Source organism: Chryseobacterium oranimense, from assembly GCF_900129755.1.
GTDB classification, from domain to species: Bacteria; Bacteroidota; Bacteroidia; order Flavobacteriales; family Weeksellaceae; genus Chryseobacterium; species Chryseobacterium oranimense.
The window spans coordinates 20,057-47,033 of record NZ_FQWT01000008.1; the positions used below are offsets into that span (position 1 = coordinate 20,057).

29 protein-coding genes are annotated in these 26,977 nt (G+C 38.3%); 14 read left to right on the plus strand and 15 right to left on the minus strand.

The genetic code is table 11. The annotated features are described in order from the left end of the window. Positions 1-322: 322 nt before the first annotated feature. The 4 genes from BUB03_RS19110 (at position 323) to BUB03_RS19125 (ending at position 4,557) form a co-directional block, all read left to right on the plus strand. Positions 323-2,461, plus strand: coding sequence for a S9 family peptidase (locus BUB03_RS19110; protein WP_073066196.1), 2,139 nt, complete (start codon positions 323-325; stop codon positions 2,459-2,461). A gap of 138 nt (positions 2,462-2,599) precedes the next feature. Next, on the plus strand, positions 2,600-3,625 hold the full coding sequence (locus tag BUB03_RS19115; protein ID WP_073066199.1) for an LLM class flavin-dependent oxidoreductase: 1,026 nt from the start codon (positions 2,600-2,602) through the stop codon (positions 3,623-3,625). A gap of 81 nt (positions 3,626-3,706) precedes the next feature. Next, positions 3,707-3,958 (plus strand): VF530 family protein, encoded by a 252-nt coding sequence (locus BUB03_RS19120; RefSeq protein ID WP_040997025.1) that lies wholly within the window; start codon positions 3,707-3,709, stop codon positions 3,956-3,958. Positions 3,959-4,056: 98 nt separating this feature from the next. Beyond that, complete coding sequence (locus tag BUB03_RS19125) at positions 4,057-4,557, plus strand: FKBP-type peptidyl-prolyl cis-trans isomerase (protein ID WP_040997023.1); 501 nt, start codon at positions 4,057-4,059, stop codon at positions 4,555-4,557. Positions 4,558-4,595: 38 nt separating this feature from the next. Here the strand turns inward: BUB03_RS19125 and BUB03_RS19130 are convergent, their stop codons facing one another. Continuing rightward, positions 4,596-4,973 carry a YchJ family protein gene (locus tag BUB03_RS19130; protein WP_073066201.1) on the minus strand — a complete coding sequence of 126 codons (378 nt, stop codon included), beginning with the start codon at positions 4,971-4,973 and terminating at the stop codon, positions 4,596-4,598. Between the two features lie 218 nt (positions 4,974-5,191). Further along, positions 5,192-7,333, minus strand: coding sequence for a M3 family metallopeptidase (locus tag BUB03_RS19135; RefSeq protein WP_040997018.1), 2,142 nt, complete (start codon positions 7,331-7,333; stop codon positions 5,192-5,194). A 58-nt stretch (positions 7,334-7,391) separates the two neighbouring features. Here BUB03_RS19135 and BUB03_RS19140 point away from each other — a divergent pair, with 58 nt between their 5' ends. Continuing rightward, complete coding sequence (locus tag BUB03_RS19140; protein WP_073066204.1) at positions 7,392-8,228, plus strand: head GIN domain-containing protein; 837 nt, start codon at positions 7,392-7,394, stop codon at positions 8,226-8,228. 3 nt (positions 8,229-8,231) lie between these two features. Here BUB03_RS19140 and BUB03_RS19145 read toward each other — a convergent pair whose 3' ends face one another. From BUB03_RS19145 to BUB03_RS19165, 5 genes are all read right to left on the minus strand, one after another. Further along, positions 8,232-10,121, minus strand: coding sequence for a monovalent cation:proton antiporter-2 (CPA2) family protein (locus BUB03_RS19145; protein ID WP_040997015.1), 1,890 nt, complete (start codon positions 10,119-10,121; stop codon positions 8,232-8,234). Positions 10,122-10,127: 6 nt separating this feature from the next. Further along, positions 10,128-10,649, minus strand: coding sequence for an NAD(P)H-dependent oxidoreductase (locus tag BUB03_RS19150; protein ID WP_073066207.1), 522 nt, complete (start codon positions 10,647-10,649; stop codon positions 10,128-10,130). Positions 10,650-10,838: 189 nt separating this feature from the next. Beyond that, positions 10,839-11,645 carry a TPM domain-containing protein gene (locus BUB03_RS19155; protein ID WP_073066209.1) on the minus strand — a complete coding sequence of 269 codons (807 nt, stop codon included), beginning with the start codon at positions 11,643-11,645 and terminating at the stop codon, positions 10,839-10,841. After that, complete coding sequence (locus BUB03_RS19160) at positions 11,626-12,057, minus strand: TPM domain-containing protein (protein WP_073066212.1); 432 nt, start codon at positions 12,055-12,057, stop codon at positions 11,626-11,628. Before BUB03_RS19160 ends, BUB03_RS19155 begins: the two co-directional genes overlap by 20 nt. Continuing rightward, positions 12,057-12,662 (minus strand): LemA family protein, encoded by a 606-nt coding sequence (locus tag BUB03_RS19165; protein ID WP_040997006.1) that lies wholly within the window; start codon positions 12,660-12,662, stop codon positions 12,057-12,059. The genes BUB03_RS19160 and BUB03_RS19165 overlap by 1 nt, the downstream gene beginning before the upstream one ends. Positions 12,663-12,735: 73 nt before the next feature. Here BUB03_RS19165 and BUB03_RS19170 point away from each other — a divergent pair, with 73 nt between their 5' ends. Together BUB03_RS19170 and BUB03_RS19175 are read left to right on the plus strand one after the other, a co-directional pair. Next, positions 12,736-13,230 (plus strand): dihydrofolate reductase, encoded by a 495-nt coding sequence (locus BUB03_RS19170; protein WP_040997004.1) that lies wholly within the window; start codon positions 12,736-12,738, stop codon positions 13,228-13,230. A gap of 75 nt (positions 13,231-13,305) precedes the next feature. Further along, the gene (locus tag BUB03_RS19175; RefSeq protein WP_040997002.1) at positions 13,306-13,875 is read left to right on the plus strand and encodes a membrane protein; all 570 of its coding nucleotides are present in this window, start codon (positions 13,306-13,308) and stop codon (positions 13,873-13,875) included. 61 nt (positions 13,876-13,936) lie between these two features. Here BUB03_RS19175 and BUB03_RS19180 read toward each other — a convergent pair whose 3' ends face one another. The 3 genes from BUB03_RS19180 to BUB03_RS19190 form a co-directional block, all read right to left on the minus strand. Beyond that, complete coding sequence (locus BUB03_RS19180; RefSeq protein ID WP_073066213.1) at positions 13,937-14,569, minus strand: trimeric intracellular cation channel family protein; 633 nt, start codon at positions 14,567-14,569, stop codon at positions 13,937-13,939. Positions 14,570-14,668: 99 nt separating this feature from the next. After that, positions 14,669-15,133, minus strand: coding sequence for a pantetheine-phosphate adenylyltransferase (coaD, locus tag BUB03_RS19185; protein ID WP_027373487.1), 465 nt, complete (start codon positions 15,131-15,133; stop codon positions 14,669-14,671). 129 nt (positions 15,134-15,262) lie between these two features. Continuing rightward, the gene (locus BUB03_RS19190; RefSeq protein WP_073066571.1) at positions 15,263-16,249 is read right to left on the minus strand and encodes a D-alanine--D-alanine ligase; all 987 of its coding nucleotides are present in this window, start codon (positions 16,247-16,249) and stop codon (positions 15,263-15,265) included. A gap of 155 nt (positions 16,250-16,404) precedes the next feature. Between BUB03_RS19190 and BUB03_RS19195 the strand changes: the two genes are divergently transcribed. The 6 genes from BUB03_RS19195 (at position 16,405) to murI (ending at position 23,343) form a co-directional block, all read left to right on the plus strand. Beyond that, positions 16,405-17,508, plus strand: coding sequence for a PASTA domain-containing protein (locus tag BUB03_RS19195; RefSeq protein ID WP_040996998.1), 1,104 nt, complete (start codon positions 16,405-16,407; stop codon positions 17,506-17,508). 71 nt (positions 17,509-17,579) lie between these two features. Then, positions 17,580-18,653, plus strand: coding sequence for an RluA family pseudouridine synthase (locus BUB03_RS19200; RefSeq protein ID WP_040996996.1), 1,074 nt, complete (start codon positions 17,580-17,582; stop codon positions 18,651-18,653). Positions 18,654-18,704: 51 nt separating this feature from the next. Beyond that, positions 18,705-19,655, plus strand: coding sequence for a PorP/SprF family type IX secretion system membrane protein (locus BUB03_RS19205; protein WP_040996994.1), 951 nt, complete (start codon positions 18,705-18,707; stop codon positions 19,653-19,655). 50 nt (positions 19,656-19,705) lie between these two features. Beyond that, a complete protein-coding gene (hemW, locus tag BUB03_RS19210) occupies positions 19,706-20,830 on the plus strand; it encodes a radical SAM family heme chaperone HemW (RefSeq protein ID WP_073066216.1) in 1,125 nt (374 codons plus the stop codon). Between the two features lie 50 nt (positions 20,831-20,880). Then, a complete protein-coding gene (locus BUB03_RS19215; RefSeq protein WP_073066219.1) occupies positions 20,881-22,470 on the plus strand; it encodes a DUF4139 domain-containing protein in 1,590 nt (529 codons plus the stop codon). A gap of 42 nt (positions 22,471-22,512) precedes the next feature. Continuing rightward, positions 22,513-23,343 carry a glutamate racemase gene (gene murI, locus BUB03_RS19220; RefSeq protein WP_040996991.1) on the plus strand — a complete coding sequence of 277 codons (831 nt, stop codon included), beginning with the start codon at positions 22,513-22,515 and terminating at the stop codon, positions 23,341-23,343. 53 nt (positions 23,344-23,396) lie between these two features. On the opposite strand, the gene BUB03_RS19225 is transcribed toward murI, so the two are convergent. Continuing rightward, positions 23,397-23,996 carry a nitroreductase family protein gene (locus BUB03_RS19225; RefSeq protein WP_073066222.1) on the minus strand — a complete coding sequence of 200 codons (600 nt, stop codon included), beginning with the start codon at positions 23,994-23,996 and terminating at the stop codon, positions 23,397-23,399. A gap of 85 nt (positions 23,997-24,081) precedes the next feature. On the opposite strand from BUB03_RS19225, the gene BUB03_RS19230 reads away from it, so the two are divergent. Next, positions 24,082-24,432 (plus strand): winged helix-turn-helix transcriptional regulator, encoded by a 351-nt coding sequence (locus BUB03_RS19230; protein ID WP_073066225.1) that lies wholly within the window; start codon positions 24,082-24,084, stop codon positions 24,430-24,432. Here the strand turns inward: BUB03_RS19230 and BUB03_RS19235 are convergent. From BUB03_RS19235 to BUB03_RS19250, 4 genes are all read right to left on the minus strand, one after another. Beyond that, a complete protein-coding gene (locus BUB03_RS19235) occupies positions 24,429-25,001 on the minus strand; it encodes an RsmD family RNA methyltransferase (RefSeq protein WP_040996985.1) in 573 nt (190 codons plus the stop codon). The two genes, BUB03_RS19230 and BUB03_RS19235, sit on opposite strands and share 4 nt — an antisense overlap. Positions 25,002-25,085: 84 nt before the next feature. Then, positions 25,086-25,802, minus strand: a complete 717-nt coding sequence (locus BUB03_RS19240; RefSeq protein ID WP_040996983.1) for a DUF3822 family protein — start codon at positions 25,800-25,802, stop codon at positions 25,086-25,088. Positions 25,803-25,820: 18 nt separating this feature from the next. After that, positions 25,821-26,315: a Smr/MutS family protein gene (locus BUB03_RS19245; protein ID WP_073066227.1), complete on the minus strand. Its 495-nt coding sequence runs from the start codon at positions 26,313-26,315 to the stop codon at positions 25,821-25,823. A gap of 34 nt (positions 26,316-26,349) precedes the next feature. Further along, positions 26,350-26,847 carry a metallophosphoesterase family protein gene (locus BUB03_RS19250; protein WP_073066230.1) on the minus strand — a complete coding sequence of 166 codons (498 nt, stop codon included), beginning with the start codon at positions 26,845-26,847 and terminating at the stop codon, positions 26,350-26,352. Positions 26,848-26,977 lie beyond the last annotated feature (130 nt).

Below are 26,977 nucleotides of genomic sequence, written 5' to 3' on the forward strand. Positions count from 1 at the left end.
GTAGGGTGGGGAACATATACAAATCATTGATTTAGGTTAAGAAATGAAATTGATAGGTGAATGGTCAATTAATGGTACTGAAAAAATTCACCATTGACGATAGATATTTCGCCCAAGATTTCAATTGAATAATGATTATTAGTACTGAAAAAAATCACCATTGATGATTCACCATTCACACTAATTCTTCCCGCTTTTTCCTACCATTAAGTTAAGGATTTATTTTTATCAGTACATTAATTCTGTTTTATGAATGTTTTATTTTAACATTTGTTAACGGATGGTTTTTATTTCTTATTTTTGAAGGATTCAATTTTATACAATGAAATTATATAGATTTTCTTTATTGATGCTGGTTTTGGGTGGTTCTGCAATAGCACAGACCCAAAAATTTACAATGGCGGAGGCAGTAAACGGACTGAGAACAAATCTGGCCGTAAAAAATATTTCCCAGTTTTCTTGGACTGCAGATGGTAAATCGTATATCCAGGCTGTAAAAGGCGGTTATCTGATTACTGATCTTAAGACCAACAAACAGGATACACTTGTATCTTTAACCCAGTTGAACAGATCATTCTCTGATGCTCAGCTGAAAGCTGTTCCACAGATTAAATTCATCAGCGGGTCAAGCGGTTATTTTAATGCCAATGATAAAATGTTCTGGATCGAAAAATCCGGAAACGATTGGAAGGTGAAGACAGCTGCATTAGACGGAAATGCATCCAATGTGAAAGTATTCGGAGATAACCAAACCTTTGCATTCACCGTAAAGAATAATTTATTTGTTAATAAAAACGGAAAAACAGTTGCTGTAACCAATGATTCTGATGAAAATATCATCAACGGAGGTGCAACAGTCCACAGAAATGAATTCGGAATTGATACAGGAATTTTCCCTGCACCGAATTCAGAAGCAGTAGCATTTTACAGAATGGATCAGACAATGGTAGCGGATTATCCCGTTATAGATTGGTCCGTAACGCCGGCAGTAAACCATAATATCAAGTATCCAATGGCGGGGCAGAAATCCCATGAGGTAACTTTAGGGGTTTACAATATCAAAAATCAGTCAACCACTTTCCTGAAGATTGATGGCGAAAAAGACCAGTATCTGACAGCAGTTACCTGGAGTCCGGATTCAAAATATATTTTTGTTGCTGTTCTGAACCGTGGGCAGAATCACATGAAAATGAATCAGTACGATGCAGCTACAGGAAATCTGGTAAAAACCCTGTTTGAAGAAACCAGCGATAAATATGTGGAGCCTCAGCATCCGCTTACTTTTTTCCCGAATTCCAATACAGACTTTATCTGGCAAAGTCAGAGAACCGGTTATAATCATTTGTTCCATTATAGTCTTGAAAAAGGGCTTATTGCCCAGATCACAAAGGGAGACTGGCTGGTAACAGATATTTTGGGCTTTAATGATAAGAAAAAGGAAATCTATTTCACTTCTACGAAAGAAACGCCTCTGGAAAAGCATTTGTACAAGATCAACTGGACAAACTTTAAAATGCAGCGTCTTGATAATGCGGCAGGTGTACATACAGGAATCCTGAGCAGCGACGGGAATTACCTTTATGATACTTACAGCAATGCAGGTACGCCCAGATCTGTCAATATTATTAATACCAATACGGCAAAATCTACAAATATTCTTACGGCAGAAAATACATTGAAAAACTATCAGAGACCTGAAATTAAAAATGTAGAATTAAAAGCTGATGACGGAACACCGCTTTACGGAAAGATCATCCTTCCGACAGATTTTGACGCCAACAAAAAATATCCTGTAATCGTTTACCTTTATAACGGACCGCACCTGCAACTTGTAACCAATACCTTCCCGGCATCAGGAAACCTTTGGTACGAATACATGGCGCAAAACGGATACATTATTTTCACCATGGACGGAAGAGGTTCTGCCAACCGTGGAATGAAATTTGAGCAGGCAGTGTTCAGAAACCTAGGAACTACCGAAATGAACGATCAGATGAAGGGTGTAGATTACTTAAAGTCACTTCCTTATGTAGATTCCCAGAGAATGGGTATTCACGGATGGAGCTTTGGAGGATTTATGACCACAAGCTTTATGCTTCGCAATCCGGATGTCTTCAAAGTTGGTGTTGCCGGAGGTCCTGTGATCGACTGGAAAATGTACGAAATTATGTACGGTGAAAGATATATGGATACGCCACAGGAAAACCCTCAGGGATATGCAGTGGCTAATCTTCTGGATAAAGTTCAGAATCTGAAAGGGAAATTGCTGATGATTCATGGCGCTCAGGACGATGTAGTGGTTTGGCAACATTCCATCAAGTTTATAAAATCTGCTGTAGATAATGGAGTTCAGCTGGATTATTTTGTGTATCCGGGACATCCGCATAATGTGATCGGGAAAGACCGTGTTCACCTGATGCAGAAAGTAACGGATTACTTTGATCAGTATCTGAAGAAATAATAGGAAAATCCAGCCGTCAGGCTGGATTTTTTAATTTAGTAATAAACTCAGAAATCCGTTCTTATCAAAGATCAATGCTTTTGATCTTCATCATTCGTAATTTTGCTTATCTAAAATGTAAAACATAAATTCAGAAATATGGAATTAGGAATAGGAATGTTTGGTGACCTGGCTTTTGACCAGGCAACCGGAAAATATAGAGATGCAGGTGTTAAGATCCGTGAAATACTGGATCAGGTGAAATTAATGGATGAGGTAGGACTTGATGTTTTTGCTATGGGAGAACATCACCGTCCGGATTATGCAGTTTCGTCACCGGAAATGGTACTGGCTGCAGCGGCAAGTATCACTAAAAATATAAAGCTGGCAAGCGGAGTAACGGTTTTAAGTTCTTCAGAGCCTGTAAAAGTATATGAAGATTTTTCAACTTTGGACCTTATATCAGACGGAAGAGCTGAAATATTTGTAGGAAGAGGTAGCTTTATCGAATCATTTCCATTGTATGGATATTCATTGAATGATTATGAAGAGCTTTTTGATGAAAAACTGGAACTACTGTTAAAGATCAATTCAGAAGAAAATGTAACCTGGTCAGGAAAGCTTCGTGCACCTATGCAGAATCAAACCGTTTATCCGAGAGCGAAAAATGATGGAAAACTGTCAATCTGGAGAGCGGTAGGAGGAACTCCACAATCTGTTTTAAGTGCTGCGAAATTAGGAATGCCTTTAGTGGTAGCAATCATTGGAGGAATGCCTGTACAGTTTAAAAACTTGGTGGAATTCTACAAACAGGAATATCAAAAGGCAGGGCACGACGTATCTCAAATGCAGATTGCCATTCATTCACACACTTTTGTAAGTGATGACAAGGCTGTTGTAGACGGTTATTTCAATAATTATAAATCCCAGATGGACAGAATCGGGGCATCCAGAGGCTGGGCTCCTTACACCAAAATGCAGTATGACGGTGGAAGAAGTAAAGACGGAGCTCTATTTATAGGAAGTCCGGCAGAAGTGGCTGATAAAATTGCCTACATGAAAGAGATTTTTGGTATCACAAGATTTATCGGGCATATGGATGTAGGCGATCCGGCTCACGATGTTATGATGAAATCCATTGAATTATTCGGGGAAAAAGTAAAACCGGCTATTCAGAAGCTTTAAAATAGAATCCTGTTGTATACCAGCAGGATTTTTTTAGAAATCTTAATCATATAATTATATTACTTTTACAGAAAAATAGCAATGCAGGAACAATCCAAAGATCCGCTGCACGGAAAAAGACTCGATGCCATTCTTGAAGAACTGGTAGAATATTATGAAGGCTTTGAGAAACTTGGTGAGCAGATCAATATAAAATGTTTTACAGATAACCCCAGCATTAATTCGTCACTGAAGTTTCTCAGAAAAACTCCCTGGGCCAGAACCAAAGTGGAAAGCCTGTACCTCTATGTATTAAGACAGAAAAAAAAGAACGAATCAAAAAGAAGAGATTAAAAAGGATTTTTGTTTTAACGGGTTTACACAGCCAATCATTTCAAAAATAGTATATTTGTGATGTTAATCGTGAAAGCATCACGAAAAAAAGAAAAAATATGACAATTGAAAACAACCATGTTGTAGCAGTAAGTTACATACTTCATACCATCGAAGAAGATGGAAGTAAGATTCTTGTAGAAGAAACAACAGCAGAAAATCCGCTTACATTTTTATACGGTGTAGGAAGAATGATTCCAAAGTTTGAACAGAATATTCAGGGTCTGAAAGCAGGTGATAAAGCATCTTTTGTGATTCAGCCTGAAGAAGCTTACGGAGAAAAAGATCCGAATTCAATCGTGCAGTTGCCGCTTGATATGTTCCAGGAATCAGGAACTCCGCCTGTAGGGGCTATTTTGCCTCTATCCGACGGTCAGGGAAATAATTTCCAGGCGTTTGTAGTGGAAGTAACTCCTGAAGGAGTCGTAGCGGATCTTAACCATCCAATGGCTGGAAAGGTTTTAGATTTCCAGGTAGAAATTTTAAACACACGTCCGGCAACGGAAGAAGAACTGGCACATGGCCACTCTCATGGAATTGACGGGACAGATGCCCACTAAACCATAATGAAATGTCCGGATTTTTTCCGGACATTTTTTTATTCTAAAAATTCTCCGCTCACATAAAACCAACGGTTTTGAATCATTTTGAATTTCGATAATTCATGATGAATATGTTGATGCCCCTCCTCATCAGTATAGTAGGCTTTAAATTCAACTTTGCTCACAGATAGCTTATCTATAATTTCCAGTTTTGTCCAGGTATTAATTTCACCCCATTCCTGCAGATCTTTTTTATTGTGAAATTGTCTTTTAACCGGAGATGTGGTTTCCATTAAATAGTCTCCATTCGGAACGGCAAATGCTGAAAACCGGGAACGCATTAAAGCTTCTGCAGTAGGAGCATGCTTTTCTCCGGTATGGTAAGGCTTGCAGCATTCTTCGTAAGATTTTCCCGAGCAGCAGGGACAGTCCATATTTCAAATTTTTATTGAGCACAAAAATAGAGATTTTATCAATAGAAACGGGCTAAAGCCTGTTGATTCGAAATTGCAGAAAAGCAATAACCATAGTGGCAATTCCAATATTCAATAGAAATGGGCTTTAGCCCATTTAATCAAACAGAATTATTTCATCGGCTTTAGCCAAAACTTATAAAAAAAGAAGCACCCTTTCGAATGCTTCTCTGTATAATTTATTTTATAAAACCTCTGTTTCTCAATAAAGGCTTAATGTCCGGATCATGACCTGTAAAATCTCTGAATGCCTGGTTAAGGTCTACAGAATTTCCTACAGAAAGAATATATTTTCTGAATCGGTCTCCGTTTTCTCTGGTAAGTCCGCCATTGTTTTTAATCCATTCCCATGCATCATTGTCAAGAGTTTCAGACCAAAGATAAGCGTAATATCCTGCAGAGTAACCTCCGCCCCAGATGTGGGCAAAATAAGGAGTATGGTATCTTGGTGGTACTGTCGCTAAGGTAAATCCATGACTGGCCAATGACTGTTTTTCAAAATCAAGAACAGGAATTAGTTGGCTTTCATTGGTCACGGTATGCCAATCCATATCCAAAGCAGCAGCAGAAACAAGCTCTGTCGTCATATATCCTTGGTTGAAAGTAGCTGCTTTTTTAATTTTATCAACCAAAGCCTGAGGAATCGGCTGTTTCGTTTCGTAGTGAATTGCATAGTTTTTAAGAACTACAGGATCCAGTGCCCAATGCTCATTAATCTGTGAAGGGAATTCCACAAAGTCTCTCGGAACACTCGTTCCTGAAAGCGACGGATATTTCTGGCTTGCAAACATTCCGTGGATAGAATGCCCAAATTCATGGAACATTGTGGAAACATCATCATAGCTGATCAGGGAAGGTTTTCCCGGAGCCGGCTTCTGGTAATTGTAGCAGTTGACAATCACAGGTTTTGTTCCTAAAAGATAAGACTGCTCCACGAAGTTGCTCATCCAGGCGCCTCCGTTTTTAGAATCTCTTGTATAGAAATCAAGATAATAGATCGCAATAGATTTTCCGTCATGGTCAAAAACTTCATAAGTTACCACATCAGGATGATAAACAGGAAGATCCGTTCTCTTTTTAAATGTCAGTCCGTAGAACTTTTCCGCGGCGTAGAAAACTCCTTTTTCCAAAACAGTAGTTACTTCAAAATAAGGTTTGATCTGGTTTTCATCGAGATCATACTTTGCTTTTCTTACCTGTTCTGCATAGAAGTTCCAGTCCCAAGGTTCTACTTTGAAGCCTCCTTTCTGCTGATCGATGAGGTCCTGGATATCTTTTGCCTCACGTCTTGCTGTTTCTACAGCAGGGGTCGCGATCTGGTTCATCAACTTCGTAGCGGCTTCAGGTGTTTTAGCCATCTGGTCCTGAAGTTTCCATTCGGCAAAGCTTTTCTTGCCGAGGATCTGAGCTTTTTTAAGCCTTAGCTTAGCAAGCTTTTCAATCGTTTCGCGGGTGTCATTTCCATCACCTTTTTCAGCTCTCAGCCACGATGCTTTGAACAGTTTTTCTCTTGTTGCTCTGTTCTTCAAATTTTGAAGTAGAGGCTGCTGTGTTGTATTCTGAAGGGCAAGAAGATATTTTCCCGGCTGTCCTGCGGTTTTGGCATCAGCCGCCGCAGCTTCGATCTCATCGGCAGAAAGCCCGTCCAGTTCCTTGGCATCAGAGAAAAATACGCCTCCTTGTTTTCTTGCTTCCAGTAATTTATTGGCATATTGAGTAGAAAGTGAAGCAAGCTCCTGATTGATCTGCTTTAGTTTTTCTTTATCAGCCGAAGAAAGATTGGCTCCTGCAATTTCAAAATTCTGCTTGTAATACTGAACCAGTTTTTTGCTTTCAGGATCCAAACCGTCTTCTTTAATAGACTTGATTCTTTTATATAAATTTTCATTCAGGTACATTTTATCGGAATGCGCAGCAAAAATGGGAGCGTATTCTTCATCTAAAGCCTGAAGGGTAGGGTTGGTATTTGCGCTTGTAAGATTAGAAAATACAATGGTGGCTCTTTTTAAAACCTCACCGCTTTTTTCCAGGGCTACAATGGTATTTTCGAAAGTAGGAGCTTCCGGGTTGTTGGCAATTTTCAGAATCTCAGCATCGTGCTGTTTAAGCCCGAAATCGAAAGCCGGTTTGAAATGTTCATTTTTAATTTTATCGAATTCCGGAGCCTCATACTGAAGCTTGCTTTTCTTCATAAAAGGGTTTGAAGACAGGGATGGATCGGTAACAGGAGTCTCCTGTTGAGTGTCGGTTTTCTTCATGGTAGTACAAGATTGATTAAGTGCCAGAGCAGAAATTAACAATACCGATGAAATATTTTTCATAAATTAGTTGTTATTAAAGTATAAAGATATTAAAACTTAATTTATAAAAGCAGTAAACATGAAATCAACAACTCTTTTTGTATTCTCAGCCTTCGCGCTGATGACCGCATGTAATGATAAACATGACCGAAGAAATGGTGAAAATAACTATAATAATGATAAAGACAACGGGTGGGTAGATAATGTGATCAACAAAGAAAGCGGCCCGGTGAGAGAGAAAGAATTTAAGGGAGATTTTGATGAGATTGAAGTTTCCCAGGCGATAGAAGCGGAAATCATCAAGTCTGAAACAGAAAAAGTGGTTATTTCCGCACCGGAAAACATCATCAATGAAATTCTGGTAGACAACAGCGGCGGAAAGCTTCATATTCATTATAAAAGAGGCATCAGGGTGATGAACAGCCATAATGTGAAGGCAAAAATTTATGCAAAAGATTTCTCAAAACTTGTTGCCAATTCTGCGGCAAGTATCCATGTGAAAGATAAATTTACACAGGAAAAAGTAGATATTGAAATATCCAGCGCAGCAAGTGTTTCCGGAGATCTTGAGGCCAATGATTTTGATATCTCGGCGGACAGCAGCAGCAGCTTCAACGGAAAAGTCTGGGCAGTGGATCTTGATGTTGATGCTTCTTCGGCAGCCAGTATTGATATTTCCGGGAAAGCTAAAAATGCAGACGTCACTTCCTCATCAGGAAGCAGCATCTCAGCTAAAGAACTTGTTGCAGATAATGTAAAAGCTGAAGCCTCCAGTGGGGCAAGTGTTCATATCGGCGCGGTTTTATCCGTAAATGCTGAAGCTTCATCAGGAGGCAGTGTGGATATTGCTAAAAGAGGAGAGCTTAAAAATGTAACCAAGGAGGAAAGTAGTGGCGGAAGCGTCAGTATTCAATAATAATTAATTGGAGGATTCCTCGTCATTTTCTTCTTCATCTGCTGACGAGGAACCTTCCCAATCTTTGTTATCAAAATTAAGGTTATCATAAGCCAGTAATTCCTCCTCCCGCTGGAGGATTTCTTTTGTGGTGAACAATAAGATCTCATCATCATCCTTTGCTTTGGCCAGTCTTCTGATAGAGGCTTTATCTATCGCCATAAATCTTTGTCCGAGACGTCTTGCCGCGTATTTTCTCATACCCGTTTCGTGAAGAACATCAACAGCCATATCTACAGCGGTTCCCAAGGTTTCGCGGTAAATATTTTCAATGCCGTTGTTGAGGTAATTATAAGCATCAATCCTGTTTTTAGCTCTTACAAAAATCTTGACTTTGGGATAATGTTCCCTTACCAGTTCAGCAATAAATTTATTATCATCAGGATCATCAAGACAGAGAACCAAAATTTCAGCGTCTTCAATTCCTGCAGCTCTTAGAATAGGGATTCTGGTAGCATCTCCGTAATATACTTTGAAGCCATAGCTCCTTAACAGCTTCACCCGGTCGGAATCCCTGTCCAGAACCGTTGCTGAAATTTTATTAGCCTTTAAAAGTCGGCCCACCGTACTTCCGAAATGTCCGAAACCTACAATAATGATTTTCTTCTGGCTAACGGTATTGTCCAGAATATTGAAATCATTATCCGTATCAGGAACTTCCCTGATAAACTTAGGCGTAATCAATTTATCATTAATAATCAGAAGGATAGGGGTAATACACATGGTAATGGCAGTAACCGCCATCATTTGTGCGTTGAGTTCAGGGCTTAACAGGTAAAGATCCGAAGCGTAATTAATTAAAACAAAGGCAAATTCCCCTACCTGGGAAAGGGCAAATGCATAAAACAGACTCTGCGGTGTATCAATCTTAAAAAACTTTCCAATGGCATATAAAACCACAAATTTTACAATCAATACGGCAAAAACAGTAGAAAAAATAAACAGTGGGTCCTGCTGGATAATATTAAAATTGATGGTAGAACCTACACTTACAAAGAATACAGCCAAAAGCAAACCTTTAAACGGATCAATCTGGGCTTCCAGTTCATGCCTGAACTCGCTGTTGGCAAGCATTACCCCTGCAAGGAAAGCGCCCAGTGCCGGCGAAAGTCCTATGGCTACCATAAGCTCTGAAACCCCTATGACAAGGAATAATGAGGATGCCGTAAGCAGTTCCGTCATTCCTGACTTTGAAACATATCTTAAAAATGGAACAAATACATATCTTCCCAATAGGATCAAAATAGCTACTCCTAAGATCACCGTCCCTGCCTGCAGCCATTCCGGGAGTTTCTGGATCAGAATCTGTATGTCATTATCATGATGATTTGCTTTATAATTGGCAATAATCGGTAGAATCGCCAGAATAGGGATCACGGCAATATCCTGAAACAGAAGCGTGGAGAAGGAAGCCTCTCCTGCAAGGGTTTTAAGGTTATTTTTTTCCTGAAGGGTCTGCAGTACAATAGCTGTGGAGGAAAGTGCAAAACACATCGCGATGGCAACAGCTTTATCTATCCTCCATCCGGCACTGATGAAAACAAGGAACAGAAGTGAAATGGAAAGCAGCATCTGCGTAAGTCCCAAACCTATAATTTTCTTCCGCATTTCCCAGAATTTCCTTGGCTCCAGCTCCAGTCCCACCAGGAAAAGAAGCATAATCACACCAAACTCACTGGCGTGCATGATATCGTTAACATCTTTCCCGGTAAGCCTCAGAACATAAGGGCCGATAATGATGCCTCCCAAAATATATCCTATCACGGAACTCAGCCCAAATTTTCTCGCAAGTGGAACCATAATAATGGCTACACCAAGAAAAATTAATGTATTCATTGCTAAACTGGATTCCATATACTATTATTGGTTGAGGAGTTCTGTAAATTCTTTCTTATGTAAAATAATATCTTTTTTGCTTAGTTTATGGGCTTCATAAACAATTTTAATGTGCTTGATATCAGCTTTGAAAACCCTTAAAGAAACAATCAGTCCGCTGATCAGTTCCTCTACGGTGTACTGGTAGGTTCCGTTTTTACTGAATGACCTTTCTCTTCCTCCGGTCGTTACCAGGATATAAATTTCTTTGCCTTCCAGCGGATTGGTTTCGCCTTCCTTGAGCCAGTCGCGGTCAAAAACTTCATCGATCCATAGCCTTAATAAAGGCGGCATTCCGAACCAGATAAGCGGAAACTGAAAAATAAAACGGTCATAATTTTTTAATCTTTTCCTTTCCCTGAACGCTGCAATATGAAAATCAGGATATTCTTCGTAAAGGTCTCTAAGGGTAAAATGCTGGTGGCGGACATAGAAATTAATAAGCTCTACATTAGAATTGGAGTGCTCTAAATAGGGATGTGCAAAAACTACCAGCGTCTTTTTCATATACCTGTTTTCAGTAAATATAACGAAAAAATATTGAATTTAAAATGGGTTTTATGTGATTTTATTAATTTTTCAATAATTAAAATTGAATTTAATGTTAAAATAAACAAATAAATAGCTAGTATTTAATATATTAAATAAAAAATCGGGCAGACCGCCCGATTATATTGAATTTTGTTATGTTTCTTATTACCATCCGCCGGATGCACCGCCTCCTCCAAAGCTGCCTCCTCCTCCAAAGCCGCCGAATCCACCGCCGCCGGAACTTCCACCACCAAAACCGCCTCCTCCGAAGCTGCCCGGGAAAGGGAAGAATCCACCAGGATAATTTCTCCGTCCTCTTCTGGTAATGATCACATCATCATCGTCATTATTGCCGCCTCGTCCTCCGCCTCTGTTACCGAAGATAATTGCCAGAAGAATGAAAATCACAAATGCGATGATAAGGATCTTAAATGCACTTCCATTTCCTGAAGGTGAGGTTTCTTCTACTGGTTTGAATTTTCCCTGAACGGCTTCCATGATTGCGGAAGTACCACGGTTGATCCCTTCATACCACTGTCCCTGCCTGAAATTGGGAGTGACGATATAATCAAGGATCTGACCCGCCACGGAAGCTGTGAGATACTGTTCCACAGCTCTTCCCTGCTGGATAGACATGGTCCTGTCTTCAGTAGCAATCAGGAAAACAACACCGTTATCCACGCCTTTTTTTCCGATTCCCCATTTCTCGCCGAACATGGTTGCCAGAAAGTTAACGTCTTCTCCTTTGGTAGAAGGAATGATGACTACTTCAATTTCTGTGGAGGTAGAATCCGAAAATTTGATCAGCTTATTGTTCAGCTCATCTTTTTGCTGCTGGGTAAGCAACCCTGCTTCATCAAACACAGGATATAAGACCGCGGGTTTTTGCGGAATCGTATACTGTGCTGATACAAAAGTGTAAAAGCAGAGGAATATGAATGAAAATACTATTTTAAGAGAACGTAATCTCATTAGGAAGCTGATTGGGGTTTTCTCCTTCTACAGGAAAATATTTTTTGAGTTCAAGACCGGTTTCCAGGATACCGCTTTTTAAAGCTTTATAATAATTTCCTTTGGCAAATTCAGTAGTAATGTAGTCGTGCAGGTGATCCCAATACGACTGGTGTACTTTTTCATGAATTCCGATATCTCCGATAATGGTCAGGTATTTCTGTTCGAAATTCACATGGAAAAGCACTGCATTTCTGTCGGTAGTTTTATTCATACAAAGCTCCTTGAACACTTCAAATGCAGTTTGTGCATTCTCTGTTTCCGTGTTCGAGTCGATATGGACCCGGATCTCGCCTGTAGAATGTTCTTCTGCCGATTGTATCGCCTCCACAAGGGAATTGATCTGCTGATTTGTCAGAAAACGATTCATTATTATTTAAATACTTCAGGAGCTTTTTCAGCACCGGCTTCAGCCTTGAAGAAAGGTTTTTCTTTAAAGTTGGTAAAATTTGCCAGAATATTATTCGGGAACGTTTTGATCGTTGTGTTGTAATCTTTCGCAGCATCATTATAATAAACTGTTTCAGTTCTGATGCTGTTTTCAATCGCCGTATATTCTCTCTGGAAGTTGATGTACTGCTGGTCAGCCTTCAGGTTAGGGTAAGATTCCACTACCGCCATCAATCTGCTTAATGCACCGGATAATTCCCCCTGTGCGGCCTGGAATTTTGCCATGTCAGCTTCTGTCATATTCGTTGGGTCAACGTTGATAGACGTAGCTTTTGAGCGGGCTTCAACCACTTTTGTAAGAGTTTCCTGTTCAAATTTTGAATAGGATTTAACCGTTCTTTCCAGGTTTGGAATAAGATTGGCCCTCTTCTGATATACAGTTTCTATATTGGACCACTTGGAATTTACGTTCTGTTCTTTCGAAACGAAATTATTGTAACCGTTTTTTCCCCAGAAGAATATTACACCTACAATAATAAGCAGTGCGATACCGATAGTTCCTGCGCTCAGGCAGCCTTTATTTTTCATAGTTTATTTTTTTAAATTTTTTGTGCTAACCAAATATACAAATTATGTGCTAATTTTGTAAAAAATTATCAGAATGACAACAATAGTGGTGGCAATGGGAGAGAAGAACGAGATCGGTTTTGAAAATAAACTGCTGTGGCATCTTCCTAAAGACCTGAAGCACTTTAAAGATATTACTTCCGGACATCCGGTTATTATGGGAAGAAAAACCTATGAAAGTATAGGTAAACCATTGCCTAACCGTACCAATATTGTTATTTCCAGGAAGAAAGACTGGTTTGAAGAAGGAATTCTGATCGTAGGAAGCATTAAAGAAGCCGTAAAATTTGCCAAAAAGATTGATGAAGAGGTTTTCATTATCGGTGGTGGGAATATTTATGAACAGACGATGGAAATTGTTGATAAATTGGAAGTTACTTTAGTAAAAGCTGACCTTGAGGCCGATACCTTCTTTCCAAAGATCAATGAAAAAATCTGGAAAAAGACTGACGAAATATGTCATGAAAAAGATGAAAAGAATCCATATGATTTTTGTTTTCAGACCTATGAAAGAATCAAGAGTGAATAGCAGCGAAAATTCTAACAGGTAACCTCTAGCTTCTAACCTCTAAATTTTCTATCTTTGCACTTCTAAAACTGAATAATGAATAAGTACATAAAAATTGCAGTTGCAGCAGTTCTTATCCTTTTAGGACTTTACATGATGATTTTCACAAGAAATCTGGGCTGGGGAATTGTAGTTTTCCTTCTGGCAGCAATACCTATCATACTATTCTTCAAGAATGAATATATTCTTCTTGCCTTCTGGCAGCTGAGAAAACAGAATATGGAAAAGGCAGCACAATGGTTAAACGGAATTACCAATTACCAGGCACAGCTTCATAAATCCCAGTATGGATATTTTCACTACCTGTTGGGACTGACACAAGCACAAGAACATCCTGCAAAAGTGGAACCTCTAATGAAGAAAGCTTTGGAATACGGTTTGAATATGAAACATGACAGAGCGATGGCTACACTGAATCTTGCAGCAGCAGCTATTTCCAAAGGAAGAAAGCAGGAAGGACAGAAACTTCTGGAAGAGGCAAAAAGATTAGACAGCGCGGGAATGATGACAGACCAGATTAAAATGATGAAAGAACAGCTGAAAATGCCATCCATGCAAAAGCATATGCATAACCCGAATATGAGACAGAGAGGAAAATTCTTCTAAGAAAATACAAAACGAAAAAGCACCTGATCCAGGTGCTTTTTTATTTTAAACCAAACAGTGATCACATTTCCGAGTTATGATCATGGCCGTAAAATTTGGGTATCTGCCATTGGTATTTTACAGCCAGAGTCCTGATGGCAACAATTAATAGAATTGTAAATATCTGTATAAATGTATAGGAAAGCGGTATATACTTTGTCATTAAAAGGAAAACGGATCCTCCGACAATACACGCTGTAGCATAGATTTCTTTCCTGAAGATCAGTGGAATCCGGTTCAGTAGAATATCCCGTATAATTCCTCCGAAACAGCCCGTGATCGTTCCCAGGGCAATACATATGAAGGGATGAATTTCTGCATTAAGTCCTTTCTGCACACCGATAATGGTAAATAATCCCAGCCCGAAACTGTCAAAAATAAAAAGGGTTACTTTGAAGTTCTTTTCGATCGATTTGAAGATCATGGCGAAAATACTTGTTCCCAGTATTAATGCACAAGTCAGCAAGTCATGCATCCAGAAAACCGGAATATCCAGCAGAAGATCCCTTACAGTTCCTCCGCCAACGGAAGTAACGAACGCAATAATCAGAACCCCAAACGGATCAAGACGTTTCTGCATAGCGGCAAAGCTCCCAGACATCGCAAAGGATATGGTTCCGAGTACTTCTATGGCAAAATTGAACTGTTCGTGCATATGTTTATGAATGATAAATGATAATTAATGAATGATTCCTGCATCTGCAAATTTTCGGCCATTCATTAATTATCATCTATCAATTATCGATTATACAATTTATCTCTCCACCCTCACCGAATCCGGAACCAGCAGTTCATATTCTCCGCCGTGGTTGATGATCTCTCTTACAATGCTACTGCTGATGAAAGATTTTCCGGATGAGGTTAATAAGAATACGGTTTCCAGTTTTTTGTGGGCCAAGGTCCGATTAGTATGAGCAATAGCTTTTTCGAATTCAAAGTCGGCAGGATTTCTTAGACCTCTGATGATGTACTGTGCATTTTTTTCGAAGCAGTAGTCTACCGTTAATCCTTCAAAATAGTCAACCTCCACATTAGGGAATTCGGCAACAGAATTTTGGATAAATTCCATTCTTTTTTCCAGGGGAAACATATATTTTTTCTGGGAATTCTGCCCGATGGCAATAATCAGTTTGTCAAAAAGCGGAGCCGCTCTTTCAATGATATCATAATGTCCCAGGGTAATAGGATCAAAAGATCCCGGGAAAACAGCAATTTTCATGTTTTACGTGTTATGATGAGTTACGTGTTGTGAGTTTCGGATATGTGGTGTGAAATGTTTAGGATTATACTGCTAATCTTTATTTTCCCCTCTATTTAATCGTCAACTCCCATCCTCTAATTTCTTCTATTATTTTTTATTCAATGCTTTTTCTACTTCGTTTCCGCAAAGGTCTGTGATGGATATTCCGTAAATTTTTGCCTGTTGCGGAAGAATGCTGGCAGGGGAGAATCCCGGATTGGTATTCATTTCAAGCATGTAAGGAATCCCGTCCATAAGGATGAATTCGCTTCTTGAAAAACCACTCATTCCAAGGGAATTGTAAGCTCTTTTTGAGATTTCTTCTACTCTGATTCTTGTTGCATCATCAATTCTTGCAGGGGTAATCTCTTCTGAAGCTCCTTCATATTTGGCTTCATAATCAAAGAATTCGTTGGTAGGAACAATTTCGGTGATTCCCAGAACGATAGTTTCTCCTTTGAAATCTATAACGCCTACAGAAACTTCCATTCCGTCCAGGAAGCTTTCGATCAGGATTTCATCATCTTCTTTGAAAGCAATTTCCGTAGCGGCAATTAATTCTGATTTCTCCTTCACTTTTGAAATTCCCAAAGATGATCCGGACTGGTTAGGCTTTACAAAAACAGGAAGCCCAAGACTTTCGACAATTTCGTCAACATTAATATTTTCTCCTTTTCTTAAATAAATGCTTTTTGCAGAAGGAATTCCGTATTTGGAAAGTACAGCTAATGTATCTTTTTTATTGAAGGTAAGAGCACTTTGGTAGAAATCACATCCGGTATACTTCTGTCCGATGGCATCCCAGTAAGCCTGAAGAATCCCGTTTTCACCCGGAGTTCCGTGGATAATGTTGAAACAGGCATCGAATTTCAGTTTTTCATTGTTGTCCAGCGTTACTGAAAAATCTCCGCGGTTGATTTCATATTTTTTGTCGTTTTCACCCAGAAAATACCATTCATCTTTAAGGATAACTACTTTATATACATCATATAGATTTCTGTCAAGAGAATCGTAAATCAACTGACCGCTTTTTAGGGAAACCACATATTCATCCGAATAGCCTCCCATAACAACGGCAACACTTTTTTTGCTCATAACCATTATAGTATCAATTAAGGCAAATTTAATCATTTTATGTAATGCAATAAGGGAAATTCAGAAATTTTAAAATTCAAAATGAATTGTATTAAATAAAAGCACATTTAAAATTATTAGCTATATTTGCCGTTATAATTAAAGTATTTTTAAGTATGCTTAAATCACTTTTCAATTGGAAAGTTTTACTGAATTTAGTAGTCGCCATCGGTGTTTTTGTGGGGTTGGTGTGGCTTACTTTCCGCTGGTTGGAGTACCATACAAACCACGGTCAGGAAATTCCTGTGCCCAACGTTATTAATAAATCGGTGTATGATGCCGTAAAAATATTAGAGGATACCGGACTGGAGTATGAAGTAGACAGTGCGGAATATAATCCTAAATATAAACCTTTCCAGGTTTTAAAGATGCATCCTTTATCCAGCTCGCGTGTAAAACCGGGATCACTGGTAAGAATTGTAGTGAACCCAAGAACCTGGGCGCCTATTACTGTTCCGGATGTGATCAATAAATATTCAGGACTGGCTTTCCAGAGACTGGATCAGGTGGGGCTTAAGATCGGTGATACCATCTATGAACCGAGTATTCAGAAAGATGCTCTTTTAAGAGTATTATATAAAGGTAATGCAGTGAATCCGGGTTCACGACTTCCGAGATTCTCCGTGATCGATGTTGTGGTAGGATCAGGACCTATGAGAAATATTTCTATTCCTAATGTGGTGGGGCTTTCGGTAAAAGAAGCAAGAGCAGTAATCGCAAGGAGCTTATTTGAAGTAGGTCTTGTAGAACATGAGGATGGAAGTAAGGATGAATCTGATATTATCTATTATCAGGATCCGGCTTCCGGGGATGTAAGAGATCAGGGAATGCAGATTGACCTTTGGGCCAGTAAAAGAACCCCTGCAGAACTTAGGGCTAAAGTAGAGCAGCTGAATTCTATTTACAGAATGAAAGTAGATACTTCACTGCCTCCGGTACACTATGAAGAGGTTCCTACCTATTCGGAACCCAATTATGAACCGCCTGTAGCCGCTCCGGTACCAAGAAAAGAAGTTCCTAAACCGGAACCAGCTAAGACAGAACCCGCCAAGACGACAAGTGCAGCTACCGGTGCTAAACCTGCAGGAACTACAGCAGAAAAGCCTAAAACTACTGCAACCGGCAGTCAGACTTCAGGTAATAAACCGGCAACTACCGGAAATACAGCTCAACAACAGCCGGCTCAAAAACCAAAAGCTAAGAAAATAGTAGTAGAATAATCACTATTTATTATAAAAAATATAGGCTTCAACTGCAAAATGTTGGGGCCTTTTGCGTAAAAAATAAAACAATGGCAGAAGATAACGAAGATTTTTTTGACGAAGAATTATTAGAATCCGACAGTTTGGAGAATATCGATATTGATGAAGAAAATAAGGGATTATATGAGCACCTTAATATCAAAGTTGATAAAAACCAGGAGCCGTTAAGGATTGATAAATTTTTATTGATATACAGACAGAACTCTTCACGGAACAAAATTTCGCAAACCTGCAGAGCAGGAAATGTTGTGGTCAATGGTGCCCCGGTAAAACAGAACTACCGTGTAAAGCCCGGCGACCAGATTTCAGTGCTTCTTGCCCATCCGCCAAGACAAAATGTAATCATTCCTCAGGATATTCCTGTGAATATTATTTATGAAGATGATGATCTGGTAGTTGTAGATAAAGAACCGGGAATGGTAGTACATCCAGGCCACGGAAACTGGGACAAAACTCTGGTAAACGCACTGGCTTTCCATTTTGAAAAGAATGGAGAGAAGTCTGATCTGGACAGGGTAGGACTTGTTCACCGGATTGACAAAGATACATCCGGCCTTTTGGTGATCGCTAAAAACGAATATGCGCTGAGCTTTTTAGCCAAGCAGTTTTTCAACAGAACGACAAAAAGGTTATACTGGGCTTTTGTCTGGGGAAATCCACAGGAAGATGAGGGCACCATAAGAGGGCATATAGGAAGGCATCCTAAAAACCGTATGCAGATGTCCGTTTATGAGGATGGAAGCCATGGAAAGCATGCCGTGACCCATTATAAGGTTTTGGAGAGGTTTAGATATATGACCTGGGTAGAATGTAAGCTGGAGACCGGAAGAACCCACCAGATCCGTGCTCATTTCAAGCATATTGGCCATACTTTGTTTAATGACGAAAGATATGAAGGTCATACCCCGCTCAGAGGAGTGAATCTGCCTAAGTATAAGCAGTTTATAAAAAATGTATTCGAAATTCTCCCTAGACATGCACTTCATGCCCATACTTTAGGGTTTATACATCCAACAACTAAAAAGGAATTATATTTTGAGAGCCCAATGCCTAAAGATATGGCGGATGCTGTAAAAAAATGGAGAAATTATTTAGAAAACTAAAAATATATTGAGAATTTTTTTATATTTGTTGAATTGAAATCAAGATTTGTTATGAGAAAACTATATGCTATCGTATGTTTAGCTCTTTTGTCAAATGCATACAAAGCACAAGAATCACTACCATACTATCAGCAATATCTTCTGGATGGTGAATTCCTGTTCAACCCAGCTCAGTACGGAAAGACCGACTACGTACAGCTTAATGCTAATTACCACAAACAATTTGACAAGTTTAGCGATTCTCCAAATACGCAGTCTATAGGAATCAACGGGAACATTTTCGACAGAGTAGGAGCAGGGCTCTCTATTTTCAGAGACAGTAATGGACCTATTTCTGCAGGCGGTATTACAGCGGGAGCTTCATACTTTATTCCACTAAGTAGTGAGGGAGACAGAAAAGACCAGTTCTCTTTCGGTACCAGTGTTTCATTTTATAATATGAACTTCGACTATACTTCAGTGAACGTTGAAGATGGTTACGATCCTTTATTGATCGGGAAAGAAGGGAATATTTTTATGGCTTATGCCAACTTCGGGGCAGCTGCTACCTACAGAAATATTTTCGCAGGAGTGTCTGTAAACGATATTGCACTAAGCAATGATAAGGCTATTGTAAACGGAATTGAGCCTTCCCCAATTAAATTCTTCTTAAACTTAGGATATGACTGGCATTTTGCTGACAATATCTATGTAACGCCATCAGCGTTGATCAACCTGAACACCAATTCAACAAGAATGATCGACTATAACTTAATGGCTACTTTCTTTAACGATATCAATTCATTCTCTGCCGGAGTAAGCTACAGAACGGTACAGAACAGATTCGACAGCCAGCAGCTTCAGATTGCACCGGTTATTAAAGTAAGATTCAATAAATTCATGGTCGGAGCTACTTACAACATCGGAATGTCTGATATCCAGACTTATGGTGGAAACAGCTTCATGATCAGTTTAGGATATAACTTCGACAACTTTATTAATCATAGAGGATATAGATATTAATCTGATATAATTTAAATAAATTTGAGCTCTGAAATTTTCAGGGCTTTTTTATGATATATATTCACATTCCATTCTGCAAGCAGAAATGCAGCTACTGCAACTTTCACTTTTCTACATCTTTAAACTTTAAAGATGAAATGATCCGTGCCATGAAGACCGAAATCCGGCTTAGAAAAGATGAATTGCAGAATAAAAATCTGAAATCCCTGTATTTTGGAGGCGGAACCCCTTCCATTCTTTCGGCAGATGAAATTAAAGGTATGATTGATGAAGTGCAGAAGTATTTCAGCTTCGATAGCGATATTGAAGTTACTTTGGAGGCTAACCCGGATGATCTGGATAAAAACTTTTTAAAACAATTAGCTCAATCGCCGGTCAACAGGCTTTCCATAGGCACCCAGAGTTTTTTTGAAGAAGATCTTAAACTGATGAACCGTGCCCATAATGCATCTGAAGCAGAAAGTTCCATCAAAAGAGCACAGGATTTTGGATTCGATAACTTAAGTATAGACCTTATTTATGGTTCTCCAACCTCGAATCTTGAGATCTGGAAAGAGAATTTAAACAAAACCATAGCCCTTGAAGTTCCACATATTTCATCTTATGCGTTAACCGTTGAACCCAAAACAGCTTTGGAAAACTGGATTTCGAAAGGAAAAGTTGCCGGTCCGCAGGAAGAAGAGCAGAATAAAGAATTTTACTATCTGTCAGATTTTTTAAAAGACAATGGTTTTGAGCATTATGAAGTATCCAATTTTGCAAAACCCGGCTTTTATTCAAGGCATAATTCTGCGTATTGGAAGTATAATGAATATCTCGGAATCGGACCTTCGGCACATTCTTATAACGGATTTGATGTCAGAAGCTGGAATGTTGCCAACAACCAGCAGTATATTAAAAAGCTTTTTACCGGAATTCTTGCCAAAGAAGAAGAGATCCTTTCCCAGGAAGATCAGTTCAATGAAATGATCATGATCGGGCTGAGGACAACTTGGGGCGTAGATCTTGAGAGCCTGAAGAATAAATTCAATGATAAAATTCTTGAGCATTTCCAACACGAGATAAAATCCAAAATAGAAGAAGGTATTTTAGTCACAGAAGACAATCATCTGAAAATTCCGGAAAAACATTGGTTTATGGCGGATGGAATTGCTTCAGACTTATTTTTGGTATAGCGTTTATTAATGTATATTTGAAATCTTACTTTAAATAAAAACTATTAACTATGAAAAGAAACTTATTTTTCTTTTTTCTCTTTTTAAGTGCTTTACATTTTTCGCAAAAACCAATTTTCACAAAAGCAAAAGTAAATGCTGTAAACGTTTACAGAACATCTGCAGAACTTCAGAATACAGTCAATGTATCAGTTCCGGCTGGAACGTCCGAGATTGTAATAACCAATATTTCAGATGAGATTGTAGAGAAATCGGTGCAGATTAATACCAATAACAAGGATATTTCCGTTCTTTCCGCTCAATATAGAAGCAGTTACAATTCGGATTATTTTGAAAATAATAATCCCAACGGGAAAAAAATTAAAGATAGTATCGGTATTTTAGAGAATCTCAGTACAAAAATCAATATAGAAAAACAGACCAACGAGAAAACACTGGAGCTTTTAGATAAAAATCAAAGTCTTCTGGTGGGAAGCAGTGCCTCAAGCGTTGCACAGCTAATGCAGCTGACAGAGTATTATAAAACGAAGAGAAACGAAATAAGCTTGGCACAGCTTGATATTAATAAAAAATATACCGAAACAATTCTAAAGCTTGAAAGGTTAAGAAACCGTTTGAAAGCAAATGCAGAAGCTGAAGAAACGTTTTCCGACGGTGTCCTTGTTCTGAAAGTTGTAAGCAATACAGCAGGGAATGCCAGAATGAATTTAGGATATCTGGCAGAAAATGTTTTCTGGGAACCTTTTTATGAGGTAAAAGGAAATAAACTTACAGAGCCATTGGATATTACTTTTAAAGCAAAAGTAAGACAAGATACGGGACTTGACTGGAAAGGAGTAAAACTTTCACTGATCAATGCAAGATCTTCCAGAAATAATGAGGCTCCGGTAATGAATCCCTGGTTTCTGAACTCTTATAAAAATGAAGAAAGAACAAGCAATGGTTATTCTGACAGAAAAGATACATTGCGAACCCAGCAGATTGAAGAAGTTGTAATGGTAGGATATGGCATCAAAATTAATGAAAATCAACTGAATGTAAGTTTTGATGCAGATATTCCTTATGATATACTCTCAAATAATGAAGATCATTTCATTAATTTGAAACAAATGAAAATTCCTGCAGAATACAAATACTATACGGTTCCAAAATACAGCACTACAGCATATCTGGTTGCCGAAATTAAAGATTTTAACAAGTACAATCTGATTTCGGGTTCAGCCAGCGTTATTTTTGAAAATATGTATGTAGGAGAAACAAGAATAAATCCTAATCAGACAGATGATAAGATGAGCATTACTCTGGGGGACGACAAGAAGATCAGTATACGTAAAGAAATAGTGAATGATAAGGCAAGTGAAAAATTATTCTCTTCGTATCAGGAAAAAACAGTTACTTATGATATTATCGTCCGAAATAATAAAAAAGAGGCGATCAATATTGATATAAGAGATCAAATCCCTTTGAGCAAAGATGAATCTGTAAAAATTGAGCTTCTTCAGAGTGATAATGCAGAACTGAACAAAGAAAAAGGATTTTTAACCTGGAATGTTAAAGTCTTGTCATCTGAAACAAAAAAAATAAGAGTAAGTTATAAAGTAAGATATCCAAAAGATTTTTCGATCAGTAATCTTAATTAAATATCCGATTATTCACTATTTTTGTATAAAATTTCAGTTCACTTGAAAACTAAAAAGCAAGATTATTCACATCTTTCACCAAGCCAGCCTATCGGTATTTTCGATAGTGGGGTGGGAGGACTTACCGTAGCTAAAGAGATCAAAAGACTTCTTCCTCACGAAGACCTGATCTATTTTGGAGATACCAAACACCTTCCGTACGGTGAAAAGTCGAAGGATGCGATCATAGAATATTCTACAAAAATCACCAATTTTCTGCTTGAGCAGAACTGTAAAGCTATTGTCATTGCGTGTAATACGGCTACGGCAAATGCTTTGAATGAAGTGATGCAGTCTGTTAATGGGAAAGTTCCTGTTATAGATGTTATTAATCCGGTTGCAGAAAAGGTAGCCTATGAAATTCACAATAATGTTGGGGTAATCGCCACAAAAGCTACTGTGAATTCCGGGCTGTACAAAAAAAGCATCAGAAAGCAGAATAAATGGATCAAAGTTGATGAGCTGGCTACCCCGTTACTGGTTCCTGCCATCGAAGAAGGATTCAAAAACCATCCGATAACGCACGCTATCATTTATAATTATTTGAGTAATAACAAGCTCAAAAATATTGAAACACTTATTCTCGGCTGTACACACTATCCTTTGCTGATTGATGAAATCAAGCAATATTACGGAAACCGAGTACGTGTGATTGATTCACCCAATATTGTAGCCAACCATCTGAAGATTATCCTGGATAAGTATCATCTTCTGAATGACAATAATCCGAAGCCAAACTACCATTTTTATCTTTCGGACCTTACAAAGAACTTTGAGAAGATCTCTAAAAAATTCTTTGGAAAAACAATAGATCTGGAATTGAAAGTTTTATAATACAAAAAGCTGTTTCTCTTGAAACAGCTTTTATTTATGAGAAAAGTCCCATATTAAGGTTCTAAAACAACCATTTCGCTCTTCAGCCTTCTTTTTGGGGTTATCTCCGGATGATTGCTGTCGTTTTCATCTCTTTTCCCGATGGCTACGGCAAAGAGCGTTTTATAGGAACTATTTTCCAGGATATCGTCATATTTTTCAGTTTCAATACCTTCCATAGGAGTAGAGTCTATTCCCATAGCTGCACAGGCAGAAAGAAGAACTCCCAGTGAAAGATACACCTGATGCCCCATCCATGCACGAACAGCATCTTCACCATTAGGTTTTACCATGCTTCTGTAATAATTTACCGAACCTTCCGGAAGATTTTCCTCGATCTGCTTTTCAAAATCTTTGGGATTCCTCAGTACCTGAAATACAATTAAATGGCTGCTGTCCAGTACTTTTCCTTTGTTGAAATAAGACGCTTCTGCCAGCTGTTCTTTAAGCTCAGGTTTATTAATGAAAATAAAATTCCATGGCTGGCTGTTGATGGAAGACGGGCTTAGATTAAGGATTTCTTTCAATTCTGCAACTTGTTCTTCACTGATTTTTCCCTGAGGATTATACTTTTTTACCGTATACCTCTTTTTCATTTGCTCTAAAAAGTTCATAAATTATTGCACTATCATTTTTATAGTTACAAAATTAATGTAAGTTTACTACCTTTGCAATAACGGTAAAAAAGGATAGTATAAAATGTATACCATAGACAACAAAGAATACCCATGCTGTACCAGTGTAACAATGAAATTTATAGGGGGAAAGTGGAAGGCGGTAATTTTGCATCACTTACTGAATGGTGCTAAGAGATACAATGAGCTGAAAAAGTCTATTCCAACCATTACGGAAAGGACTTTGAGCCTCCAGTTAAAACAGCTTGAAGAAGATCATATCGTCAACAGAAGAGTATATACGGAAAAACCTCCGCTGATGGTGGAATATACCCTTACGGAATTTGGAAAAACATTGCTCCCCGTTCTGGAAGCTATTACCAATTGGGGAATTGCGGCACCGGAACATTCCATAAAAAAAATAATCAGGAACTAAATTTCCTGATTATCTTCTTTATTCGCTTCGAAAAAACTGAAACTTACATTTCCGTATTTTCGGGTATCTATTAAATTGGGATGCTCCAGCTTCATTCTGCTCTGATGTTCCACAATCAGAACCCCATTGGGCTTCACAAATTTATTATTCAGAACCAGGGACAGCAGCTCATAATATTTCTTTTCCTCCATTTCAAACGGAGCATCAGAAAATACAATTTCAAAGCTTTTCTTATTCCTGAATTTTTTAAGCCAGTCAAAAACATCACCTCTCTGAACATTAATTTGCAGCGACATGTCAAGTTCAGAAGCAGTTGAATTAATAAAACTGGTATGTTTCGGATTCAGTTCCACTGAAGTTACATCCTGACATCCTCTGGAGGCAAATTCGAAAGTAATGGAACCTATGCCTGCAAAAAGATCAAGTACGGAAACCGACTGCATATCATATTTATTTTCCAGGATACTGAAAAGGGCTTCTTTGGCAAAATCTGTTGTAGGTCTTACCTCAAAATTTTTGGGAGCCGCAATTTTTTTTGCTTTCCACTTGCCGGATATTATTCTGAACATATTGGTTTAGGGTTTAGGTAATAGGTTTTAGGGATCAGGGAAACATTTATAAGGCTAAGCCCTGTTCCCTTATTCCTAATCCCTTTAATTAAGTATAAAATTCTTATTAGGAACATTGTCAAAAACAATTCTCATGTTTTTAACGAATTTCTGAAGCTCGGAGATGAAGGTTTCGTTTTCCGTGGTTTCACCGTAAGCGTAGAAGTTGGTCTCATTAATTCCGAAACCTATTTTGCTTAGCGTAAACATCACGAAATACAGAAAGTCGACCTCAGAATTCACATCCAGGTTGTTGTATAAAATAACCTTCTTGTTATCAATGGCGAAAAATTCACATTGGTTATGATATAGGTTAATATGGATTTCCTTATTGTTCTTATTGTTGATTGAATTTAAAAACTTTTCGCCGGAGAAATTAAAATGAACCGGGACTGCCAGCTCTTTTATTTTCCTGTAAAAGTTTTTAGGAAACGTATAGTAAAACTGTACCCCGAATTTTTTATTTACAGAAAGCATCAGTTCCTCTTTTTCCCTGTCTGCCGGTGCATTGAAGGCAATCAGTTCAAACCCGGCTTCATGCTCTGAAAACCCTTCAGGCATCAGGGTGAAATGGTTTAATGCAGAGATCACATGGATTTCATCAAACCTTTGTTTAAGAAGGATTTCGTCCAGCTTTTCTTCAATAAGATTTTCAGGAGTTTCTTCAGTAACGAAATAAGACTTTTCTTCCTGAATGCTTTTGTTTTTTGCAATCTGGTAGATTAATCCGTCTTTGGTAAAAAGTAAATTAAGTACGTTCATATTTCAATTGCTGCAAATTTAGTGAAATTCTATCATAACAGCACCCGATTGATGATGAAGTATTTCCTTATTATAAAAATCGATATCTGCCTGGCTTTCCAAAACATCCATTACCATTCTCTGCAGTATTCCGTCACCAATTCCGTGTACAATCTCTAATCTTTTCAGATTGTGCTTTCTGCAGAAGTCCAGAACCTCCATCAGCTTTGCTTTTTGAATAAAGAGCCTCTCGAAACTGTCATAATCACCAGGATTCTTAACCAGATGATCAAAGTGAAGATCCAGGACCATATGATTTTTCTGATGCTTTTTGGAGATAATTTTTTTTGGTTCAGCTTTTTTTACTACCCGGATATTTTCATAAAGGTCCGAATTTTTTGGAACCAGCTTTTCTTTTGGATATTGGTAGGTAAACCCATACTCATCCTTAAAAACAACAATATTTCCGTTCACGGAAGTAATAATTCCGCTTAAATCTTCATCTACTACAGAAACTTTGTCTCCGATTTTCATGTATTGTGTTCCTTCTTTTATTGTTGTCAAAAAATTAATTTTTCGGTCCCAGCTCAATGATTTCCAGATCTTTTATTTCTTCCCCTTCCACCACGAAACGCATCATTGTTCTCACCTTATGCCATCCCTGCTTGCCACAGGCTCCGGGGTTCAGATGAAGAAGATTGTTCTTTTGGTCAAACATTGCTTTTAATATATGGGAATGACCTGAAATAAACAGTTTAGGTGCTTTTTCAGAAATTTCCTTGTAGGCAAGCGGAGTATATTTCCCGGGATATCCGCCGATGTGGATCATTAAAACTTCCAGATTTTCACAGAAAAAACGATTCACTTCAGGAAATTCAGCCCGGATCTTTGCATGGTCTATATTTCCGTAAACCCCTTTTAAAGGTTTTATTTTTTCCAGTTCTTCAATAACCTCCATACTTCCGAAGTCACCACAATGCCAGATTTCATCGGCTTCACGGGCATATTCTAAAATCCTGTCGTCTATATAGGAATGGGAATCGGAAAGAAGGAGAATTTTAGTCATTAAGATTTGAATTTTTGCAAAGTTAGGAAAGATTTATTTTCTATTAAAGATCAGGTTGTTTTTAAATAAACAAAGTTTTGCAGGAGGGGCCGGCATCGTCTAATATTTACTAAATTTGAGAAAATTTATA

Coding starts and splice junctions, on each gene's coding strand:
- BUB03_RS19110 (WP_073066196.1), top strand. CDS start 323: ATGAAATTATATAGATTTTCTTTATTGATGCTGGTTTTGGGTGGTTCT.
- BUB03_RS19115 (WP_073066199.1), top strand. CDS start 2,600: ATGGAATTAGGAATAGGAATGTTTGGTGACCTGGCTTTTGACCAGGCA.
- BUB03_RS19120 (WP_040997025.1), top strand. CDS start 3,707: ATGCAGGAACAATCCAAAGATCCGCTGCACGGAAAAAGACTCGATGCC.
- BUB03_RS19125 (WP_040997023.1), top strand. CDS start 4,057: ATGACAATTGAAAACAACCATGTTGTAGCAGTAAGTTACATACTTCAT.
- BUB03_RS19130 (WP_073066201.1), bottom strand. CDS start 4,973: ATGGACTGTCCCTGCTGCTCGGGAAAATCTTACGAAGAATGCTGCAAG.
- BUB03_RS19135 (WP_040997018.1), bottom strand. CDS start 7,333: ATGAAAAATATTTCATCGGTATTGTTAATTTCTGCTCTGGCACTTAAT.
- BUB03_RS19140 (WP_073066204.1), top strand. CDS start 7,392: ATGAAATCAACAACTCTTTTTGTATTCTCAGCCTTCGCGCTGATGACC.
- BUB03_RS19145 (WP_040997015.1), bottom strand. CDS start 10,121: ATGGAATCCAGTTTAGCAATGAATACATTAATTTTTCTTGGTGTAGCC.
- BUB03_RS19150 (WP_073066207.1), bottom strand. CDS start 10,649: ATGAAAAAGACGCTGGTAGTTTTTGCACATCCCTATTTAGAGCACTCC.
- BUB03_RS19155 (WP_073066209.1), bottom strand. CDS start 11,645: ATGAGATTACGTTCTCTTAAAATAGTATTTTCATTCATATTCCTCTGC.
- BUB03_RS19165 (WP_040997006.1), bottom strand. CDS start 12,662: ATGAAAAATAAAGGCTGCCTGAGCGCAGGAACTATCGGTATCGCACTG.
- BUB03_RS19170 (WP_040997004.1), top strand. CDS start 12,736: ATGACAACAATAGTGGTGGCAATGGGAGAGAAGAACGAGATCGGTTTT.
- BUB03_RS19175 (WP_040997002.1), top strand. CDS start 13,306: ATGAATAAGTACATAAAAATTGCAGTTGCAGCAGTTCTTATCCTTTTA.
- BUB03_RS19180 (WP_073066213.1), bottom strand. CDS start 14,569: ATGCACGAACAGTTCAATTTTGCCATAGAAGTACTCGGAACCATATCC.
- coaD (WP_027373487.1), bottom strand. CDS start 15,133: ATGAAAATTGCTGTTTTCCCGGGATCTTTTGATCCTATTACCCTGGGA.
- BUB03_RS19190 (WP_073066571.1), bottom strand. CDS start 16,249: ATGAGCAAAAAAAGTGTTGCCGTTGTTATGGGAGGCTATTCGGATGAA.
- BUB03_RS19195 (WP_040996998.1), top strand. CDS start 16,405: ATGCTTAAATCACTTTTCAATTGGAAAGTTTTACTGAATTTAGTAGTC.
- BUB03_RS19200 (WP_040996996.1), top strand. CDS start 17,580: ATGGCAGAAGATAACGAAGATTTTTTTGACGAAGAATTATTAGAATCC.
- BUB03_RS19205 (WP_040996994.1), top strand. CDS start 18,705: ATGAGAAAACTATATGCTATCGTATGTTTAGCTCTTTTGTCAAATGCA.
- hemW (WP_073066216.1), top strand. CDS start 19,706: ATGATATATATTCACATTCCATTCTGCAAGCAGAAATGCAGCTACTGC.
- BUB03_RS19215 (WP_073066219.1), top strand. CDS start 20,881: ATGAAAAGAAACTTATTTTTCTTTTTTCTCTTTTTAAGTGCTTTACAT.
- BUB03_RS19225 (WP_073066222.1), bottom strand. CDS start 23,996: ATGAACTTTTTAGAGCAAATGAAAAAGAGGTATACGGTAAAAAAGTAT.
- BUB03_RS19230 (WP_073066225.1), top strand. CDS start 24,082: ATGTATACCATAGACAACAAAGAATACCCATGCTGTACCAGTGTAACA.
- BUB03_RS19235 (WP_040996985.1), bottom strand. CDS start 25,001: ATGTTCAGAATAATATCCGGCAAGTGGAAAGCAAAAAAAATTGCGGCT.
- BUB03_RS19240 (WP_040996983.1), bottom strand. CDS start 25,802: ATGAACGTACTTAATTTACTTTTTACCAAAGACGGATTAATCTACCAG.
- BUB03_RS19245 (WP_073066227.1), bottom strand. CDS start 26,315: ATGAAAATCGGAGACAAAGTTTCTGTAGTAGATGAAGATTTAAGCGGA.
- BUB03_RS19250 (WP_073066230.1), bottom strand. CDS start 26,847: ATGACTAAAATTCTCCTTCTTTCCGATTCCCATTCCTATATAGACGAC.